The organism is Arcobacter sp. CECT 8983 (assembly GCF_004118855.1).
GTDB lineage: Bacteria > Campylobacterota > Campylobacteria > Campylobacterales > Arcobacteraceae > Halarcobacter.
The window spans coordinates 250,547-267,119 of record NZ_PDKF01000008.1 but is presented as its reverse complement, the minus strand read 5'-3'; the positions used below and the strand labels follow the sequence as shown (position 1 = coordinate 267,119).

Annotated in this window: 20 protein-coding genes; 13 read left to right on the top strand and 7 right to left on the bottom strand. The window is 29.0% G+C overall.

The window, feature by feature from the left end; all coding sequences use genetic code 11:
• Positions 1 to 82: 82 nt before the first annotated feature.
• The 9 genes from CRV01_RS10250 (at position 83) to CRV01_RS10210 (ending at position 8,313) form a co-directional block, all read left to right on the top strand.
• Entirely contained in the window at positions 83 to 1,342 is a 1,260-nt protein-coding gene (locus CRV01_RS10250) for a pitrilysin family protein (protein WP_129008114.1), read from the top strand.
• Positions 1,343 to 1,363: 21 nt separating this feature from the next.
• The gene (gene dapA / locus CRV01_RS10245) at positions 1,364 to 2,251 is read left to right on the top strand and encodes a 4-hydroxy-tetrahydrodipicolinate synthase (protein WP_129008113.1); all 888 of its coding nucleotides are present in this window, start codon (positions 1,364 to 1,366) and stop codon (positions 2,249 to 2,251) included.
• Positions 2,251 to 3,030, top strand: coding sequence for an enoyl-ACP reductase (locus CRV01_RS10240; protein ID WP_129008112.1), 780 nt, complete (start codon positions 2,251 to 2,253; stop codon positions 3,028 to 3,030). Before dapA ends, CRV01_RS10240 begins: the two co-directional genes overlap by 1 nt.
• A complete protein-coding gene (pgsA, locus tag CRV01_RS10235) occupies positions 3,030 to 3,572 on the top strand; it encodes a CDP-diacylglycerol--glycerol-3-phosphate 3-phosphatidyltransferase (RefSeq protein WP_129008111.1) in 543 nt (180 codons plus the stop codon). The genes CRV01_RS10240 and pgsA overlap by 1 nt, the downstream gene beginning before the upstream one ends.
• A 16-nt stretch (positions 3,573 to 3,588) precedes the next feature.
• Positions 3,589 to 4,644, top strand: a complete 1,056-nt coding sequence (gene rseP, locus CRV01_RS10230; protein ID WP_129008110.1) for an RIP metalloprotease RseP — start codon at positions 3,589 to 3,591, stop codon at positions 4,642 to 4,644.
• 4 nt (positions 4,645 to 4,648) lie between these two features.
• On the top strand, positions 4,649 to 5,326 hold the full coding sequence (locus tag CRV01_RS10225; protein WP_129008109.1) for a YggS family pyridoxal phosphate-dependent enzyme: 678 nt from the start codon (positions 4,649 to 4,651) through the stop codon (positions 5,324 to 5,326).
• Between the two features lie 120 nt (positions 5,327 to 5,446).
• Positions 5,447 to 6,139 (top strand): DUF4198 domain-containing protein, encoded by a 693-nt coding sequence (locus tag CRV01_RS10220; protein ID WP_129008108.1) that lies wholly within the window; start codon positions 5,447 to 5,449, stop codon positions 6,137 to 6,139.
• A 2-nt stretch (positions 6,140 to 6,141) separates the two neighbouring features.
• Positions 6,142 to 6,579: a carboxypeptidase regulatory-like domain-containing protein gene (locus CRV01_RS10215; protein WP_129008107.1), complete on the top strand. Its 438-nt coding sequence runs from the start codon at positions 6,142 to 6,144 to the stop codon at positions 6,577 to 6,579.
• 234 nt (positions 6,580 to 6,813) lie between these two features.
• Positions 6,814 to 8,313, top strand: coding sequence for a hypothetical protein (locus CRV01_RS10210; protein WP_129008106.1), 1,500 nt, complete (start codon positions 6,814 to 6,816; stop codon positions 8,311 to 8,313).
• A gap of 7 nt (positions 8,314 to 8,320) precedes the next feature.
• Here the strand turns inward: CRV01_RS10210 and trpC are convergent, their stop codons facing one another.
• The 4 genes from trpC to CRV01_RS10190 are packed head-to-tail and all read right to left on the bottom strand — an operon-like array spanning position 8,321 to position 11,467.
• A complete protein-coding gene (trpC, locus tag CRV01_RS10205; RefSeq protein WP_129008105.1) occupies positions 8,321 to 9,112 on the bottom strand; it encodes an indole-3-glycerol phosphate synthase TrpC in 792 nt (263 codons plus the stop codon).
• Positions 9,109 to 10,404 carry a lipopolysaccharide assembly protein LapB gene (locus CRV01_RS10200; protein WP_129008104.1) on the bottom strand — a complete coding sequence of 432 codons (1,296 nt, stop codon included), beginning with the start codon at positions 10,402 to 10,404 and terminating at the stop codon, positions 9,109 to 9,111. The genes trpC and CRV01_RS10200 overlap by 4 nt, the downstream gene beginning before the upstream one ends.
• Positions 10,380 to 10,760, bottom strand: coding sequence for a YkgJ family cysteine cluster protein (locus CRV01_RS10195; RefSeq protein WP_129008103.1), 381 nt, complete (start codon positions 10,758 to 10,760; stop codon positions 10,380 to 10,382). Before CRV01_RS10195 ends, CRV01_RS10200 begins: the two co-directional genes overlap by 25 nt.
• Positions 10,757 to 11,467 (bottom strand): tRNA1(Val) (adenine(37)-N6)-methyltransferase, encoded by a 711-nt coding sequence (locus tag CRV01_RS10190; protein WP_129008102.1) that lies wholly within the window; start codon positions 11,465 to 11,467, stop codon positions 10,757 to 10,759. The genes CRV01_RS10195 and CRV01_RS10190 overlap by 4 nt, the downstream gene beginning before the upstream one ends.
• Positions 11,468 to 11,722: 255 nt before the next feature.
• On the opposite strand from CRV01_RS10190, the gene CRV01_RS10185 reads away from it, so the two are divergent.
• From CRV01_RS10185 to CRV01_RS10170, 4 genes are read left to right on the top strand one after another with little or no spacing between them, the layout of a single operon-like run.
• The gene (locus tag CRV01_RS10185; protein ID WP_129008101.1) at positions 11,723 to 12,034 is read left to right on the top strand and encodes a 4Fe-4S dicluster domain-containing protein; all 312 of its coding nucleotides are present in this window, start codon (positions 11,723 to 11,725) and stop codon (positions 12,032 to 12,034) included.
• A gap of 15 nt (positions 12,035 to 12,049) precedes the next feature.
• On the top strand, positions 12,050 to 13,180 hold the full coding sequence (locus CRV01_RS10180; protein ID WP_129008100.1) for a 2-oxoglutarate synthase subunit alpha: 1,131 nt from the start codon (positions 12,050 to 12,052) through the stop codon (positions 13,178 to 13,180).
• 1 nt (position 13,181) lies between these two features.
• Positions 13,182 to 14,018, top strand: a complete 837-nt coding sequence (locus CRV01_RS10175) for a 2-oxoglutarate ferredoxin oxidoreductase subunit beta (protein ID WP_129008099.1) — start codon at positions 13,182 to 13,184, stop codon at positions 14,016 to 14,018.
• A gap of 9 nt (positions 14,019 to 14,027) precedes the next feature.
• The gene (locus tag CRV01_RS10170; protein ID WP_129008098.1) at positions 14,028 to 14,582 is read left to right on the top strand and encodes a 2-oxoacid:acceptor oxidoreductase family protein; all 555 of its coding nucleotides are present in this window, start codon (positions 14,028 to 14,030) and stop codon (positions 14,580 to 14,582) included.
• Positions 14,583 to 14,616: 34 nt separating this feature from the next.
• Here CRV01_RS10170 and CRV01_RS10165 read toward each other — a convergent pair whose 3' ends face one another.
• Genes CRV01_RS10165 through CRV01_RS10155 form a run of 3 tightly spaced genes read right to left on the bottom strand, consistent with a single transcriptional unit; the run spans position 14,617 to position 16,572 of the window.
• Complete coding sequence (locus tag CRV01_RS10165; protein WP_129008097.1) at positions 14,617 to 15,162, bottom strand: HD domain-containing protein; 546 nt, start codon at positions 15,160 to 15,162, stop codon at positions 14,617 to 14,619.
• Positions 15,162 to 15,992, bottom strand: a complete 831-nt coding sequence (locus CRV01_RS10160; RefSeq protein WP_129008096.1) for a 3'-5' exonuclease — start codon at positions 15,990 to 15,992, stop codon at positions 15,162 to 15,164. The genes CRV01_RS10165 and CRV01_RS10160 overlap by 1 nt, the downstream gene beginning before the upstream one ends.
• Positions 15,979 to 16,572, bottom strand: a complete 594-nt coding sequence (locus CRV01_RS10155; protein ID WP_129008095.1) for a phosphoribosylanthranilate isomerase — start codon at positions 16,570 to 16,572, stop codon at positions 15,979 to 15,981. The genes CRV01_RS10160 and CRV01_RS10155 overlap by 14 nt, the downstream gene beginning before the upstream one ends.
• Position 16,573 lies beyond the last annotated feature (1 nt).

Below are 16,573 nucleotides of genomic sequence, written 5' to 3'. Positions count from 1 at the left end.
AATAGGAAAAGTATTGAGTATTAAAAGTTTTAAATCATTCATTATTCACTTTTCACTATTCATTATTTTCACAGGAGAGTTAATGGCTAATAGTTTATTAAAATATCATACTAAAACATTAGAAAATGGCCTACAAATTGTTGCTATACCTATGGACAATGGTTCAAATGTAGTTTCTACAAATATTTTTTACAATGTAGGAAGTAGAAATGAAGTTATGGGGAAAAGTGGAATTGCTCATATGCTTGAACACTTAAATTTCAAATCTACAAAAAATTTAGAAGCAGGTGAATTTGATGAAATAGTAAAAGGTTTTGGTGGAGTTAATAATGCTTCAACATCTTTTGACTATACAAAATATTTTATCAAATCAAGTTCACAAAATATGAATAAGTCTTTAGAGCTTTTTGCAGAACTTATGGAAAATCTAACTTTAAAAGATGAAGAGTTTCAACCAGAAAGAGATGTAGTAGCAGAAGAGAGAAGATGGAGAACTGATAACAATCCAATGGGATATTTACAATATAGACTATTTAATAATACATATATTTATCATCCATACCATTGGACACCAATTGGTTTTACACAAGATATAAAGACATGGACAATTGATGATATTAGAGATTTCCATTCTACATATTATCAACCTAAAAATGCAGTTATAGTTGTAGCAGGTGATATATCAAAAGAAGAAGTTTTTAAAGCTAGTGAAAAATATTTTGCAAATATTAAAAATGAAAAAGAGATTCCAGAAACTATTCATACAGTAGAACCAGAACAAGATGGTGAAAAGAATATTACTATTTATAAAGATAGTCAAGTAGAAATGCTTGCCGTTTCATATCATATTCCAAACTATGAACATGAAGACCAAGTTGCATTAAGTGCTTTAAGTGAGCTATTAAGTGCTGGGAAGAGTTCATATTTACAAAAAATACTTGTAGATGAAAAAAGATTAGTTAATTCAGTATATGCATATAATATGGAATTAACAGACCCTGGTGTTTTTCTTTTTGTAGCTGTTTGCAATGAAGGGATAAAAGCAAAAGATGTTAAAAAAGAGATTGATAAAATCATTCAAAACATCAAAGATGGAAAAATAACTAAAAAAGAAGTTGAAAGAATTAAGATAAATACAAAAGCTGATTTTATTTTTTCACTAGAAAATTCAAGTTCTGTAGCTTCACTTTATGGAAGTTACTTCGTAAGAGGAAATGTTAAACCTCTTTTTGAATACGAACAGAACATTGAAAAACTAAAAAGAAAAGATATTTCTAAAGTTGCAAAAAAATATTTAACAAAGAAAAATTCAACAACAGTTATATTAAAAAAAGAAAAATAATTTACGAAGGGAAGAAAATATATGGAAATTATTACCGGCGCGATGACCGCTTTAATAACGCCATTTAAAAATGGAAAAGTAGATTTAGAAAAATATGAATCTTTAATAAAAAGACAAATTGAACAAGGTATTGATGTAGTGGTTCCAGTTGGAACAACAGGAGAAAGTGCTACTTTATCTCATGCTGAACACAAAGACTGTATCTCTGTGGCAGTTGCAACTTGTAAAGGAACAAATGCAAAAGTTATAGCTGGTGCTGGTTCAAATGCTACACATGAAGCTTGTGATATTGCAAAACATGCTCAATCAGTAGGAGCAGATGGATTATTATCTGTTACACCATATTATAATAAGCCAACGCAAGAAGGTCTATACCAACACTATAAAGCAATTGCAAACTCTGTTGAGATTCCATTTATGCTTTATAACGTACCGGGAAGAACAGGTGTTGAAATTGAAACTGATACTATTATTAGATTATATGACGATATTTCAAATATCTATGCTGTAAAAGAAGCAAGTGGTTCAGTAGAAAAAATTGTTGAACTTCAATCTAAAAGAAAAGATTTAGTAATTGTATCTGGAGAAGATAGTATTGATTTTCCTATTTTAGCTAGTGGTGGAAAAGGTAATATTTCAGTAACTGCTAATATTCTTCCAAACTTAAAAGCTGATCTTGTGCATGCAATTGAAAAAGGAGACTTTGCAACTGCTAAAAAAATAAATGAGGATTTATTTCCTTTAAACTCTGTACTTTTCTGTGAAAGTAATCCTATTCCTATAAAAGCAGCAATGTATATTGCAGGATTATTAGATACATTAGAGTATAGACTTCCTTTAACTGCTCCAAGTGCAGAAACAATGAAAAAACTTGAAGAAACTTTAAAAAACTATGAGGTGATTAAATAATGAGTAAAGAGATGAAAGGTAAAACTTTAGTAATTTCTGGTGGTACAAAAGGTATTGGTAAAGAGTGTGTATATAAATTTGCAAGTAATGGTGTTAATGTAGCTTTTACTTATAACTCTAATTCAGAAATTGCTGAAAATATATGCAAAGATGTTGAAGAAAAATTTGGCGTTAAATGCAGAGCATACCCTTTTAATATTTTAGAACCAGAAAAATATAAAGAATTATTTTTAGAAATTGATAAAGATTTTGATAGAGTTGACTTCTTTATTTCAAATGCAATGATTTATGGTAGAGCAGTTGTTGGTGGATATGGTAAATTTATGAAATTAAAACCTAGAGGATTAAACAATATCTATACTGCTACAGTTAATGCTTTTGTATGTGGAGCACAACAAGCAGCTAAAAGAATGGAAAAAGTTGGTGGAGGAGCTATTGTTTCTTTATCATCTACTGGAAATTTAGTTTATATTGAAAATTACTCAGGTCATGGTACAAATAAAGCAGCTGTGGAAGCTATGGTTAGATATGCTGCAACTGAACTTGGAGAAATGAATATTAGAGTAAATGCAGTTTCTGGTGGTCCTATTGATACAGATGCACTTAAAGCATTTACAAACTATGAAGAAGTTAAAGCTAAAACTGCTGAATACTCTCCATTAAATAGAATTGGTCAACCAGAAGATTTAGCACAATCTTGTTATTTCTTATGTACAAATGATGCTTCATGGGTTACAGGTCATACGCTAATCGTTGATGGTGGGACAACGTTTAAATAATGTCAAAAGCCTTAAACTTACCAAATACTTTGGCTCTTTTTAGAATAGCATTAGCACCGCTAATGCTATGGTTCTTAGTAGAAAGAGATTTTTCTCTTTTTGCTTCTTGGCACCCTTCTTGGTTCGATTACTTTGCTGGTTTAATTTTTGTAATTGCATCTGTTACTGATTTTTTCGATGGCTTTATAGCTAGAAAATGGGATCAAATGACAAAACTTGGTGCAATCTTAGATCCACTTGCAGACAAAATGTTAATGCTTGCTGGGTTTATTGGTCTTATGATTATTGATAGAGCATCTGCTTGGGCTGTATTTTTAATACTTTCAAGGGAGTTTTTTATCACAGGACTTCGTGTTGTTGCTGTAAGTGAAGGTAAAAGTGTTGCTTCTACAATGGCAGGGAAAATTAAAACTGTTGTTCAAATGATTGCTATAGGATTTCTTATTATGAATTGGCCATTTGCGACTACACTTTTATGGATTGCAGTAATTTTAACTTTATATTCTGGATATGAATATCTAAGAGATTACTATAAAATATAAACCATAAGGAAAATAATTGGGTACTATAACTTTTTTACTTGTACTTTCATTTTTAGTATTTTTTCATGAATTAGGACATTTTTTAGCAGCACGTTACTTTGGAGTAACTGTAAATGTTTTTTCAATTGGATTTGGAAAACAAATATACTCTAAAGTATACAGAGGAACAAGATGGCAAATAGCTTTAATTCCTCTTGGTGGATATGTTCAAATGAAAGGCCAAGATGATACAAAACCTGGTCTTCATGAAGATGGAAACGATTCATATAACAATAAAAAGCCTTGGCAAAGAATAGTTATCCTTTTTGCAGGTCCTTTTGCAAACTTTATTCTTGCTGCAATTTTATACTTTGTAATTGCTCTTGCAGGAGCAAACTCTTTAAGCCCTACTGTAGGAAAAGTTCAAGAAAATTCTCCTGCACTTAAAGCTGGAATAAAACCTGGTGATGAAATTATTAGAATCAATAATACTGAAGTTAAAACTTGGGAACAAATAGGTGAAACTATCACTTCTACAAATGGTGCTTTACAATTTTATATTAAAAGAGATGGACAACTTATTTCTAAAGTTATTAATCCTCATATCTCTGATGCACAAAATATGTTTAGGGAAAATATCAAAAAAAGAATGATTGGTATCTCTCCTGCTCCAAAAGTAGTAACAATCTACCATGATCCAATAAGTGCAATCTCTTTTGCTTGGGATAAAACATTAGAATCATCAAAAATGATTTTCTTAGGAGTTCAAAAACTAATTCAAGGAATAATTCCAAGTAGTGAAATTGGTGGAGTTATTACAATAGGAAAAGTTATTTCAGATGCAAGCGAATCATCAATAATTGCCCTACTTGCTATTACTGCTTTAATTTCTGTTAACTTAGGAGTATTAAACTTGCTTCCTATTCCTGCACTTGATGGTGGACATATTATGTTTAACCTATATGAAATTATAGCAAGAAGAAAACCAAGTGATAGAGTATTTATGTATTTAACTATCATGGGATGGGTAATTTTAGCTTCCCTTATGCTTCTTGGAATATATAATGATATAAATAGATTATTTTTAGGATAAATAAATGGATAAAACTAAAGCTGTTGAAAATTTAGATAAAGTTATTTCAAAAGTTGAAGCTTCTAGACTTAGAGTATCTGATCACCATATTGTTAAAATTATTGGTATTTCAAAATACTCTACAAGTGAAGATGTAGAAACTTTATATAATGCTGGACAAAGAGCTTTTGGAGAAAATAAAGTTCAAGACTTAAAACAAAAGTCATCTGATTTAGAAGAATTACCTCTTGAATGGCATTTTGTAGGAAGATTACAAAAAAATAAAATCAATAACCTTATTGATCTAAATCCTACTTTAATGCAATCCCTTGACTCTTTTGAATTAGCTCAAGAGTTAAATAAAAAACTTGAAGCTAAAAATAAAAAGATGTCATGTTTACTTCAAATAAATTCAGCTAAAGAAGATAGTAAAACTGGTGTTATGCCAGAAGATGCTATTGAAATATATGAAAAGATTTTAAATGAGTGTCCAAATATAAAACTTAAAGGTGTTATGAGTATTGGTGCACACGTTGAAGATAGAAATATCATCAAAGAGTCTTTTACTACTACAAAAAATATTTTTGACCAATTAAAAAAACATGGAGCAAAATATTGTTCTATGGGAATGAGCTCAGATTTTGAACTTGCTATTTCTTGTGGTTCAAATATGATTAGAGTTGGTTCTACTTTATTTAAATAAAAGAATTTTTTCTTTTATTTAAATCTGCTTGTTCTAAAAATACATAACTTTTTAAAAATTCTATTGCTTCTTTAATCTTTTTCAAATAAAATCCATCAAAATTACATTTGGAGGAATATAATGAAAAAAATTACACTTTCATTGCTATTAACAACGGCAGCTTTATTTGCACATCAAATTACTGCACAAAAGGCTGAAAACAATACATATAAAGCTAGTTTCTGGGCTCATGGCAAGTTCCAAGAATATAAACCAAGTCAACTAAAAGGTGCTTTGGCATTTGACATTAATAACAAAGAGATTAACACAGGAATTGATTACTCAAAAAAACAACCTGTCTTATTAACTGCAAAAAAACCCGCAATGATGAGTTTAATCTTCGATGCAGGGTACTGGGTTAAAGGTGAAAATGGATATGAAAATGTTGACCCATCAAAATATGATGGTATCGTTTACAATACTCTAAAAAGTATCAAATATGGGAAAAGATTTTTTTCTTGGGATGAAAGTTTTCTAAAACCATCTGGACTTCCTCTTGAAGTTGTTCCTTTAATTAATCCACTTACAATAAAAGTAGGAGATAAATTACCTGTACTTGTTATTAAAGATGGAAAAGCTTTAGAAGGTGCTTCTTTTGAAACATCTGATTATGAAGACTTAAATATCAAAACTAATAAATATGGTATTGCAAATATTCCTGTAAAATCTAAAGGTTTACAAATTATTGCAGCACAATATTATACAAGTGAAGTAAGTGACCCAAAAGTAAGTCATATTACTATTCAAAGTAGTATCTCTTTTGAAGTTAAATAATCATGCTATTTAAAACTCTATTATTTACTTTTATCTTAAATATTTCACTTTTTGCCCATGGAGTATTTTATGATATTGTTGATGGCGCAATAGGTATAAGAGTAACTGCACCAAATAATATTGCTATAGATAATGCAAAGATTACTATTTTTGCTCCTGAAAGCTCTTTACCTTTTACAAAGGGGAAAACAGACTTAAATGGAAATTTTGCATTTATTCCAGACTCACATGGTAAATGGAGAGTTGATATTGATGTTCCTAGTGATCATGGTTCTCATTTAAAAAGTTTTCATATAACTGTTGATGAGAATAAAAATGTAAAAGAGTTTGAAAAAACTCCATATGATAGATATTTAAATATGGTTTCTGCTTTAGGCTTTTTATTTGGAATCTTTGGAATAATAACTTTATTAAAATCGAGAAAAAAAGATACAAATTAATTTCTTATTTTCACTCTAAGTCATAAAAATAATTATTTTTATGACTTGGCTTATCTTAGCTTATTTTCAAATTTTTATGTAAAAAAACTCTCTTAATAGCCCTATTCCTAGAACTTTTAAAAGTTGTTTAATTTTATCTGCAAAAACTTGTTAATTGTAAATAAAAGTGTAAAATAAATTATGGTACAATCATTGCAATTTTAAGAATATTTATACATATTTTAAAGGCACTTAATGGATAATGTAGTTGATGTTAAAAAATGGTTAACGAAAAAAGGTGTAGAAAACTTTACTATCTCTGAAGATTTATATATTACAGTACATGGTAGTGTTAACCTTGAAGGCAAAATTGATGGGAATGAACTTCCTGTAAAATTTGATGTCGTAGATGGATATTTTAACGTTTCTCATAATAACCTTACTAGCTTAAAAGGTTCTCCTAAAAAAGTAGTAAGAGACTTCAACTGTTCACATAATCAACTAACATCTCTTTTTGGAGCTCCCAATGAAGTTGGAGACTTTGACTGTTCAAATAACGAAATAAAAAACAATTTATCTTATGGACCTAAAGAAGTTGCGGGATATTATAACTGTTCAAATAATAGATTAGAATCTATTGAAGGTGCTCCAAGAAGTATCGTAAGCTATTTTAACTGCTCAAATAATGTAATTACTTCTTTAGAAGGTGGTCCTAAATATGTAGAAGGTACTTTTGACTGTTCTAAAAATAGACTTGAACTTTTAAGAGGTGGCCCTATTACTGTTGGTCAAGACTATGTATGCTACTGGAACCAACTTAAAAACTTAAATGACATTGCAGATGAAATCTCATGGAACCTATTTACTGATATCTCTTTAAATCATATTTCTAGAAACTTCGATGAAGAAAAGAAAATGTGGAAATATAAAGGTGAAGAAGTTATTGGTCACATTTATAAACCACTTCTAGCTTTAACTACAAAAGATGAAGTAGAAAGATGGCTTCATAGAATGGGAATCAAAAAATACAATATTTTACCAGACAACTCTGTTAGAGTTCATGGGGATGTAAGATTAGCAGGAAAGTTAGAAAACTTATCAAAACTTCCACTAAGATTTCATGAAGTGGAAGGTGATTTTGATGTTAGTGATAATGAGCTTACAACATTAGAAGGAAGCCCTAAGAGAGTTGATGGCGATTTCTTAGCATTTAAAAATGAGTTAGTTTCACTAAAAGGTGGACCAATCGAAGTAAATAAAAACTTCATTGTGTTAAGAAATAATATTACATCTTTAGAGTATGCACCAGTTAGAGTAAAAGAAGACTTTATTTGTTCTCATAACCCTGTTAAATCATTAGTTGGTTTAGTAGCTGTTGGGGGATATGTATTTACAAATGTTTATGTAGAAGACGTAAAATCACAAGAGTTCGTTTATAATACTGTTAAAACATATAAATATAAAGGTGATAGCCTTATTGCTTATATTGAGAAAGAATTCAAAGTATTAACAGAAGAAGAGCAAGTATTTGAAAGAACAAGAAAAAATCTTCAAACTGTTATTGGAAAAATGATAAATAATGACACTCTTAAAAAAGAGATGATTAATGACACTTTAATTAATAACCTTACAAAATATAATCTAGATGATTTAAAAGAAATGGTTCTACTTATTAAAAACCCTCCTAAAACGCAAGTTAAAAAAGAACTTAGTGAAAGTGAAATCTTAAGTAAAGTATTTGAAGAAGAACTTTAGCGTAATCTTACGCTAAAGCATTTTTGAAGCTTTTTAGCTCCTCTTCAATACTTGGAACTCTCATAAAGTGTTCCCCAATTAAAAAGGCATCTGCTCCTATTGAATTCAATCTTTTAATAGTCTCAATATTTGAAACTCCTGATTCAGCTACAATGATTTTTCCATTTGGAATCATTGGAATCAGTTCATCACAAAGATTCATATCCATCTCAAATGTTTCAAGATTTCTATGGTTTATTCCTATAATATTTGCACCACAATGCATTGCTTTTTTTAAGTCTTCTTTATCATGTATCTCAACTAATACTTCTAAACCTAAATGAAGTGCATATTCATAAAGCTCTTTTAAATCTTTTGTACTTAAACTTTTTGCTATAAGCAAAATAAAGTCAGCTCCATAAACTAAAGCTTCTACGATTTGATACTTATCTAAAATAAAATCTTTTCTAAGAACTGGTGTTGGAACATATCTTCTTATTTGAGTTAAATACTCTAAATTACCTTGAAAATAATGAGGCTCTGTTAAAACAGAGATTGCATTTGCTCCATTTGCTGAATACTCTTGTGCAATAGCTAAAGGATCAAAATCTTCTTTTATAACACCTTTACTTGGACTTGCTTTTTTAACTTCAGCAATAATTCTAATTGGTTCTTCTTTTGTAGATGTTAAATATGGCTTTACATCTCTTGGAGGAAAAGGATTAGCACTTAAACTTCTTCCTAACCAATCTAGAGAGTACTCTTTTTTTCTTCTCTCAACATCTTCTAACGTTCTTCTATTAATTTCATCTAATATCACTTACTACACTCCTTAATTTTTTCCCAGTGAGTTCTAATCTCATCATCATTTAATCCAGCACTATCAACAACTTTTTGCATATTGATTTTTGCATTCTTACAATCTTTTAATTTATATTGTCCCCATGCTAATGAGTCAATATATGCTAGATTATTTGGTGCTTTTTTTAAAGCTTTTTTAACTAACTTAAGTCCTTTTTTTACATCAACATCAAAATCAATTAAAATATAACCCAGATAATTTTGATAGATATCATTATCTAATACAGCTAAAACATCTTCAAATTTTTTAATCACACTTTTTAAAACTTTTTTGCGATTCTTTGCAGTTTCAAATTCTAACATTGCAATTTGTGCAAGATAATCTAAGTTCCCTGTTTGTTTATATAATTTTTGTACTAATGCATAAGCCTTATTTGACATTTTTGCATTTTGATAAAGTGCTAAAAGCTTTTCATCATCAGCATTTGTTTCTTCTAAAAAAGCAATTGCTTCTTTTATATCTTTCTTTTCTAAATAATACATTAGAAGTTTATAAACTTTATCTTTTGTATATTTATTATCGCTATCTTCTTTAAAGTTTATATATGTTCTTTTTAAAACAGAAATAACTCCATTGATATCTTTTTGTTCTTGATAAAACCCAAGTAATTTTGAACATAATAAATTATTGCATCCATAGATATTAATATGCGATTCTAAATAGTTTATAGCTTCTTTTTTTTCATTTAAATATGTGTACATTACATCTACAAGATTAAGCAAAGTATTTGAAGTTAAAGTTGACTCATAAACCTCTTCAAAAATATCTTTTGCTTTTTTATAATCCTTTTTTAATAAATAGATATTTGCTAATAACTCTTTATTACTATCAGTATTATACTTTTTTAACAAATCATCAAGAACTAATTTTGCTTTATCTAGTTGTTTAGTTTGCATTAAAGACAAAATATAAATTTTTGAGATTTGGTCTTCATTTTTTTTGATATGCTCTTTATTACTCTCAATAGTTGTAATAATATCCTCATATTTTTTAATAGAAAAAGCCAATCTTGAATATTCAAATAAATACTCATCATTTAATGTTTTATTAAAAAGCTTTAAAAATAGTTTACTTGCTTCTTGCCTATTTCCTTGTTTCATATGCTCTAAGGCATATAAAATAAGTTCATTTTCATTTTTATATGCTTTATATTTATAATCGTACTTTATTAAATTGCTTGTTTGAGGTACACAACCAAAGAAAATAAATATAATTGGTAATAAAATTAAAGTTCTTTTATAGCTGGACACTCTTTTATAACCTCTTCTTTATTTGTTTTAAAATATTCCCAAAAAGGAAATGTTCTACATTGTGTAGGTCTTGCTTCGTAAATACCACACTGTCTTTTTTCTAAATCAAAAAAGATACAAGCATAGTTGTTCTCTGCAAGCTTTCGCTCTTTTATACTATATCTGTACCCTCTTTTTTCAATATACTTTGAAGTTAATTCTTCTATTGAAATATTTAGATGATTTTTTAAATACTCTATTTCTTGTCTTGAAATCCAAATATTTCCACTCTCACCAATACAGCAGTTACCTTCACAAGATTCACAACCTTTTGGATTAAATGCAAAATCATAGCCATCTTTTTTTATTAAACTCATACTTCTACTTTTATACTATGTGTTGAAGATTTTTTATAAATTTCTTGTACTTCACTTGTAAAATCTTCATTATCAAAAACTATTATTGGTTTTAAAACACTAAGCAATGACTTAGAATTTTTTCTAGCATAAACTAAAACTAACGTTGCATCCTTATCTTTTTTTGGATAAACAAACTGCAATGACTCGATATTTAATTTATACTCTTTTAAATAAAAGATAATCTCATTTAATTGCTTAACATCATAGCAAAAAAAGAACTTACCATTACTTTTTAAAACTTTTGAAACTTTTTTAATAAAATCTTTCAAAGGCATACTATCATTGTATCGTGCAATTCTTTTAATTTCATTTTCACTTTTTATTACATCACTATGATAAAAAGGAGGATTAGAAACACAAATATCAAATTGCATGTTAAAATCTAAATCTAAAAAAGAACCTTTGTGCATATTAGCTTCTATTTTATTACAAGCTGCATTTCTTGAAGAAAACTCTTGAAATACATTTTGAATTTCACATTGATTTAAATTTAGTTTTTCATAATCCCTTGAAACTAAAAGTCCTAAAATACCACTTCCGCTTCCTATATCAAGTAATTCACCTTTTATATTTTTAAACTTTTCTAAATTTATTAAAATAAAATTATATAAAAAGTGTGTATCACTATTGTAACAATAACCATTACTAGGCTGATATAAAAGCAAATTTACCCCTATAGATTTTTGAGAGATTATACCCAATAATAGATTTATTTTTAGTGATATACATTAGGATTAAAAAAATGATTTAAAAATTAAATGTAATTTTTATTTTTTTGCTTGTAACATATAGTAACAAGCCCATAAAATAAGCTTTTTAGTAAAAGTTTAATTCTTTTTTATATATTAAATTTAGTTATCATGCTTTAATATTAATTTAGCTTAACTAATTATATTTACAAAAAATTTAAAGGAGAGCATATGTCAATAATGAAAGCTCCTGAAAATACACCTGTTTGGGTAGATGAAAGTAGATGCAAAGCCTGTGACGTTTGTGTTTCAGTTTGTCCTGCTGGAGTCCTTGCTATGAGACAAGAACCTCATTCAACATTAGGTGCAATGGTAGAGATTATTGAAAAAGATTCATGTATTGGATGTACTGATTGTGAATTATCATGTCCTGACTTTGCTATTTATGTAGCAGATAAAAAAGAGTTTAAATTTGCAAAACTTACTGATGAAGCAAGACAAAGAGGCGAAGCAATTAAAAAGAACAATTATAGAAAACTGTAGCCTTAAGGAGAAATAATGGCAAGAGAATTAGTTTCAACTGGTAACGACTTAGCAGCAATAGCAGCAGTTGATGCAGGGTGTGAATTCTTTGGTGGATATCCTATTACACCATCAAGTGAAGTTATGCATACAATTTCAGACCTTTTACCAAAAAATGGTGGAGCTGCAATTCAAATGGAAGATGAAATTGCAGGAATTTGTGCAGCTTTAGGTGCAGCAATGAGTGGTAAAAGATCACTTACTGCAACAAGTGGACCTGGTATTTCACTAAAAGCAGAAAATATTGGATTAGGATATATTGCTGAAGTTCCACTAGTTATTATAGATGTTATGAGAGGAGGACCATCAACTGGACTTCCAACAAGAGTACAACAAGGTGATATTAATCAAGTAAAAGCTCCTACACATGGAGACTTTAAATCAATTACTGTTTGTGCATCTACACTTGAAGAGTGTTATACTGAAACAGTAAGAGCATTTAATCTAGCAGATAGATTCATGCAACCAGTATTTGTATTGCTTGATGAAACAATTGGACATATGAGTGGAAAAGCAACTCTTCCTGATTTAGAAGAAGTTAAAAACTCTATTGTACCAAGAAGAGTATTTGAAGGTGATGCTAAAGATTATAGACCATATGATGTTCCAAATGATGAAGCAGCTATCTTAAATCCAATGTTTAAAGGTTATAAATATCATTATACTGGGCTTCATCATGATGCAACAGGTCATCCAACAGAAGATGCAGACACATGTCAAAACCTTATGGATAGATTATTTAATAAAATTGATGCACACATAGATGAACTAGAATCTTATGAAGAGTATATGCTTGATGATGCAGATATTATGATTATTGCATATGGTTCTGTTGCACTTTCAGCAAGAGAAGCTATTCATAGACTTAGAAAAGAAGGTATCAAAATTGGAATGTTTAGACCAATTACACTTTGGCCAAGTCCAGATAAAAAAATCAATGAGTGGTGTAATAAAATTGAGAAAACATTAGTTATTGAATTAAATATGGGTCAATACATTCAAGAGATTGAAAGAGCAAGTGGTAGAAGAGATTTTGCAACTTTATTTAAATCAAATGGTAGACCAATTGCTCCTTTAGAAATCATTGAGAAAGTAAAAGGATTATAAAATGGCTTTTAATTATGACAACTACTTAAGAACAAACAAAATGCCAACTTTATGGTGTTGGGGTTGTGGTGATGGTGTTATTTTAAAAGCACTTATCCGTGCAATTGACAAACTTGGATGGGATATGGATGATGTTTGTGTTGTTTCAGGAATTGGATGTTCTGGAAGATTTTCATCATACATCAACTGTAATACAGTACATACAACTCATGGTAGAGCAATTGCTTATGCAACTGGAATCAAGTTAGCAAACCCAGATAAAAAAGTTATTTGTGTAACAGGTGATGGTGATGGTTTAGCGATTGGTGGAAATCACACAATCCATGGATGTAGAAGAAATATTGATATTAACCATATTGTTATTAACAACTTTATTTATGGATTAACAAACTCTCAAACTTCTCCAACAACTCCTCAAGGGATGTGGACAGTTACAGCAAAAAGAGGAAATATTGACCCTACTTTTAATGCTTGTGATTTAGCAATTGGAGCAGGTGCTTCATTTGTTGCTAGAGAGACAATGCTAGACCCTAAAAAACTTGAAAGAATCTTTGTAAAAGGTTTTGAGCATAATGGTTATTCTTTCTTTGATATTTTCTCAAACTGCCATGTTAATCTTGGTAGAAAAAATAAAATGGCAACTGCCATGGAAAACTTAAAGTGGATTGATGAAATTACAATGGCAAAACCTAAATTTGAAAAACTTGAAGAAAATGAAGAAAAAGAAAAACTTTTCCCTACAGGTATTTTAAAACACGATAAAGAAGCAAAAGAATATACAGATATGTATAAATTAGTTCAAGAAGCACATCAAAATAATACTAAAGTTGAAATTTAAGGAGACATCATGGTTAAAACATTAATGAGATTTACTGGTGTTGGTGGACAAGGTGTACTTCTTGCAGGTGCTATTTTTGCAGCTGCGAAAATCAAAGCTGGTGGATATGGATTAAAAACTGCAACATATACTTCTCAAGTAAGAGGTGGTCCAACAGTTGTTGATATTACTTTAGAAGATGAAGAAATTTTATATCCATATGCAAATGAAGGTGAAATTGATTTTATGTTATCAGTTGCACAAGTTTCATATGATCAGTTTAAAAGTGGAGTTAAACCTGGAGGAACTATTGTTGTAGAGCCAAATTTAGTTAAACCAACACAAGAAGATAGAAATAAATGGAATATCTATGAAATTCCAATTATTACTATTGCAAAAGAAGAAGTAGGAAATGTAATTACTCAATCAGTTCTTGCTTTATCTATTGCAAATCACATGACTGGATATACAGTTGATAATGATACATTAAGACAAACAATGCTTTCTAAAGTTCCTGCAAAAGTACATGATATAAATAATAAGGCTTTTGATTTAGGCTTAGAATATGCAAAAAAAGTAAAATAGTTTAGAAGTTATTTTCTAAACTATTTACTAAGACTTATCTATTTATATAGATAATATATTGATTGATTTTATCTTCTAATCTCTTTGAAAGATGAATATTACAGTTTTTTAAACATGATAATATAAATTTTGCTTCTTTATGATAATTTAATACTTTTAGATTATCCCAAGACTCTGGTGGTTCTTGCATGTTTACAATTCTATCTGCAAGCTTAACCATTTGAATCTCATAAGGTTGTGTTAAAAGATTATTTATACTAGCTGCCATTTGTTCTTTTTTTGACTCTATTGTTTTATCTTTTGTTAAAGCATCAACAGCTTCTGCTACTTCAGCACCAAACTCTTTATAGATATCATCATAAGTAACATCAGTATCTTCAATAGTATCATGTAACAAGGCAACTGTAATTGCAAAATCAGTTTGTTCAAGCTTTAATTCACTCTTTTCACAAGCATGCAATACTTCCATAGCAACTGAAGCTAAATGTGTTATATAAGAAAGCCCTGTGGGTGTTTTTTGTTCACCATGAGCTTTTGCTGCAAAATTTAGTGCTTTTTGATATTTATCTTGTGTAAACATTACTTTTCCACCTCCTGTTTTTCTTCTTTTTTTCTATGATTTACTTTCATCTTAGGCATAACAGGTTTTGCATTTTTTGAATAAGAAATCAAATCCTCTACTGTAACAACACTTTTATCTACATGCTTTATAGCTTCTTTTAAGATATAAGTTGTACTTAATGCATCACTATAAGCTCTGTGATGATTATCTATATCTATTTGTAATACTTCTTTTAATGATTTTAAACCATATTTTTCTGCTTTTATTGTTCTTCTAGCTAAATCAATAGTACAAAGTTTTCGATTAAGAAGTTTTCCTAGATTACATTTTTCCAATGAGTTTGATATAAAATTATAATCAAACTTAATATCATGGGCTACAAAAACATCATCATCTAAAAAAACTTTAAACTCTTCTAATACTTTTTTTAATAAAGGAGCATTTTCTAACATACAAGGAGTAATATTTGTAACACCTTGAATATATTCTGGAATATCTTTTGCATACACTAAAGACTCATAAGAGTCTAAAATCTCTCCATTTTTATATTTTACTGCACCTATTTCTATAATTTGATGACCTTTATTTACATGACCACCATTTGTTTCAATATCAACAATACAAAAAGTTTGTTCACTAATTTTTGTTTTTGTTGTTTTTAAAAAGACTTTATCATCTTCAATATCAATAGCAAATCCATTTGAAAGTAGCAATTCAAATTCTAACTCTGGATTATCAAAAAACTTCTCTTTATGTTTTGAAAGAATATTCAAAAAATCATCAAATACAATAGGAGATTTTTTTAGATTTTCCACAAGGTTTGAATAGAAGTTTTTATTTGATTTCATTTACAGCTTTTACAAAGTTTATCATTTTTTGTTTATCTTTTTTACCCTTGCTTTCTTCTACACCAGAACTTACATCAACACCATAAAAAGTATAACCTTTTAATTCGCAGATATTATCTTGGGTTAAACCACCAGCAAGAACAATTTTAGAACAATCAACACGGTTAAACCATTCTAAAGCAACTCTTTTACCTGCTCCACCAAAAGCATCAACAAAAGCATCAACTAAAACATAGTTATTAATATTTTCTATAATATCTTTTTCGCTTTTTGCTCTTATTACTCTCATAGATTTAAATTTTAAAGCATCAAAATCAGTAAAACTATCATCATCTATAACTTGAGCTAGTTGCATTTTTGCATTTGTACAAACTTGGTTTATAAAACCACTATTTTCATTTACAAATAAACCTACAGTTTGAATAAAAGGAGGTATTTCATCTACTATTTTTCTAGCTTCAAAAGGTTCAATATATCTTGGACTTTTATCATAAAAAACAAAACCCAATGCATCAGCTCCTGCTTCAATAGCTGCTAAGGCATCTTCTAAATTTGTTATTCCACAAATCTTAATTTTCATA

Bases quoted from the DNA above. Each gene is read 5' to 3' on its own strand.
- CRV01_RS10185 (WP_129008101.1), top strand. From the start codon at position 11,723: ATGTCAATAATGAAAGCTCCTGAAAATACACCTGTTTGGGTAGATGAA.
- CRV01_RS10160 (WP_129008096.1), bottom strand. From the start codon at position 15,992: ATGAAATCAAATAAAAACTTCTATTCAAACCTTGTGGAAAATCTAAAA.
- pgsA (WP_129008111.1), top strand. From the start codon at position 3,030: ATGTCAAAAGCCTTAAACTTACCAAATACTTTGGCTCTTTTTAGAATA.
- CRV01_RS10175 (WP_129008099.1), top strand. From the start codon at position 13,182: ATGGCTTTTAATTATGACAACTACTTAAGAACAAACAAAATGCCAACT.
- CRV01_RS10155 (WP_129008095.1), bottom strand. From the start codon at position 16,572: ATGAAAATTAAGATTTGTGGAATAACAAATTTAGAAGATGCCTTAGCA.
- CRV01_RS10195 (WP_129008103.1), bottom strand. From the start codon at position 10,760: ATGAGTTTAATAAAAAAAGATGGCTATGATTTTGCATTTAATCCAAAA.
- CRV01_RS10165 (WP_129008097.1), bottom strand. From the start codon at position 15,162: ATGTTTACACAAGATAAATATCAAAAAGCACTAAATTTTGCAGCAAAA.
- CRV01_RS10225 (WP_129008109.1), top strand. From the start codon at position 4,649: ATGGATAAAACTAAAGCTGTTGAAAATTTAGATAAAGTTATTTCAAAA.
- CRV01_RS10240 (WP_129008112.1), top strand. From the start codon at position 2,251: ATGAGTAAAGAGATGAAAGGTAAAACTTTAGTAATTTCTGGTGGTACA.
- CRV01_RS10220 (WP_129008108.1), top strand. From the start codon at position 5,447: ATGAAAAAAATTACACTTTCATTGCTATTAACAACGGCAGCTTTATTT.
- CRV01_RS10215 (WP_129008107.1), top strand. From the start codon at position 6,142: ATGCTATTTAAAACTCTATTATTTACTTTTATCTTAAATATTTCACTT.
- dapA (WP_129008113.1), top strand. From the start codon at position 1,364: ATGGAAATTATTACCGGCGCGATGACCGCTTTAATAACGCCATTTAAA.
- CRV01_RS10250 (WP_129008114.1), top strand. From the start codon at position 83: ATGGCTAATAGTTTATTAAAATATCATACTAAAACATTAGAAAATGGC.
- CRV01_RS10170 (WP_129008098.1), top strand. From the start codon at position 14,028: ATGGTTAAAACATTAATGAGATTTACTGGTGTTGGTGGACAAGGTGTA.
- CRV01_RS10210 (WP_129008106.1), top strand. From the start codon at position 6,814: ATGGATAATGTAGTTGATGTTAAAAAATGGTTAACGAAAAAAGGTGTA.
- CRV01_RS10180 (WP_129008100.1), top strand. From the start codon at position 12,050: ATGGCAAGAGAATTAGTTTCAACTGGTAACGACTTAGCAGCAATAGCA.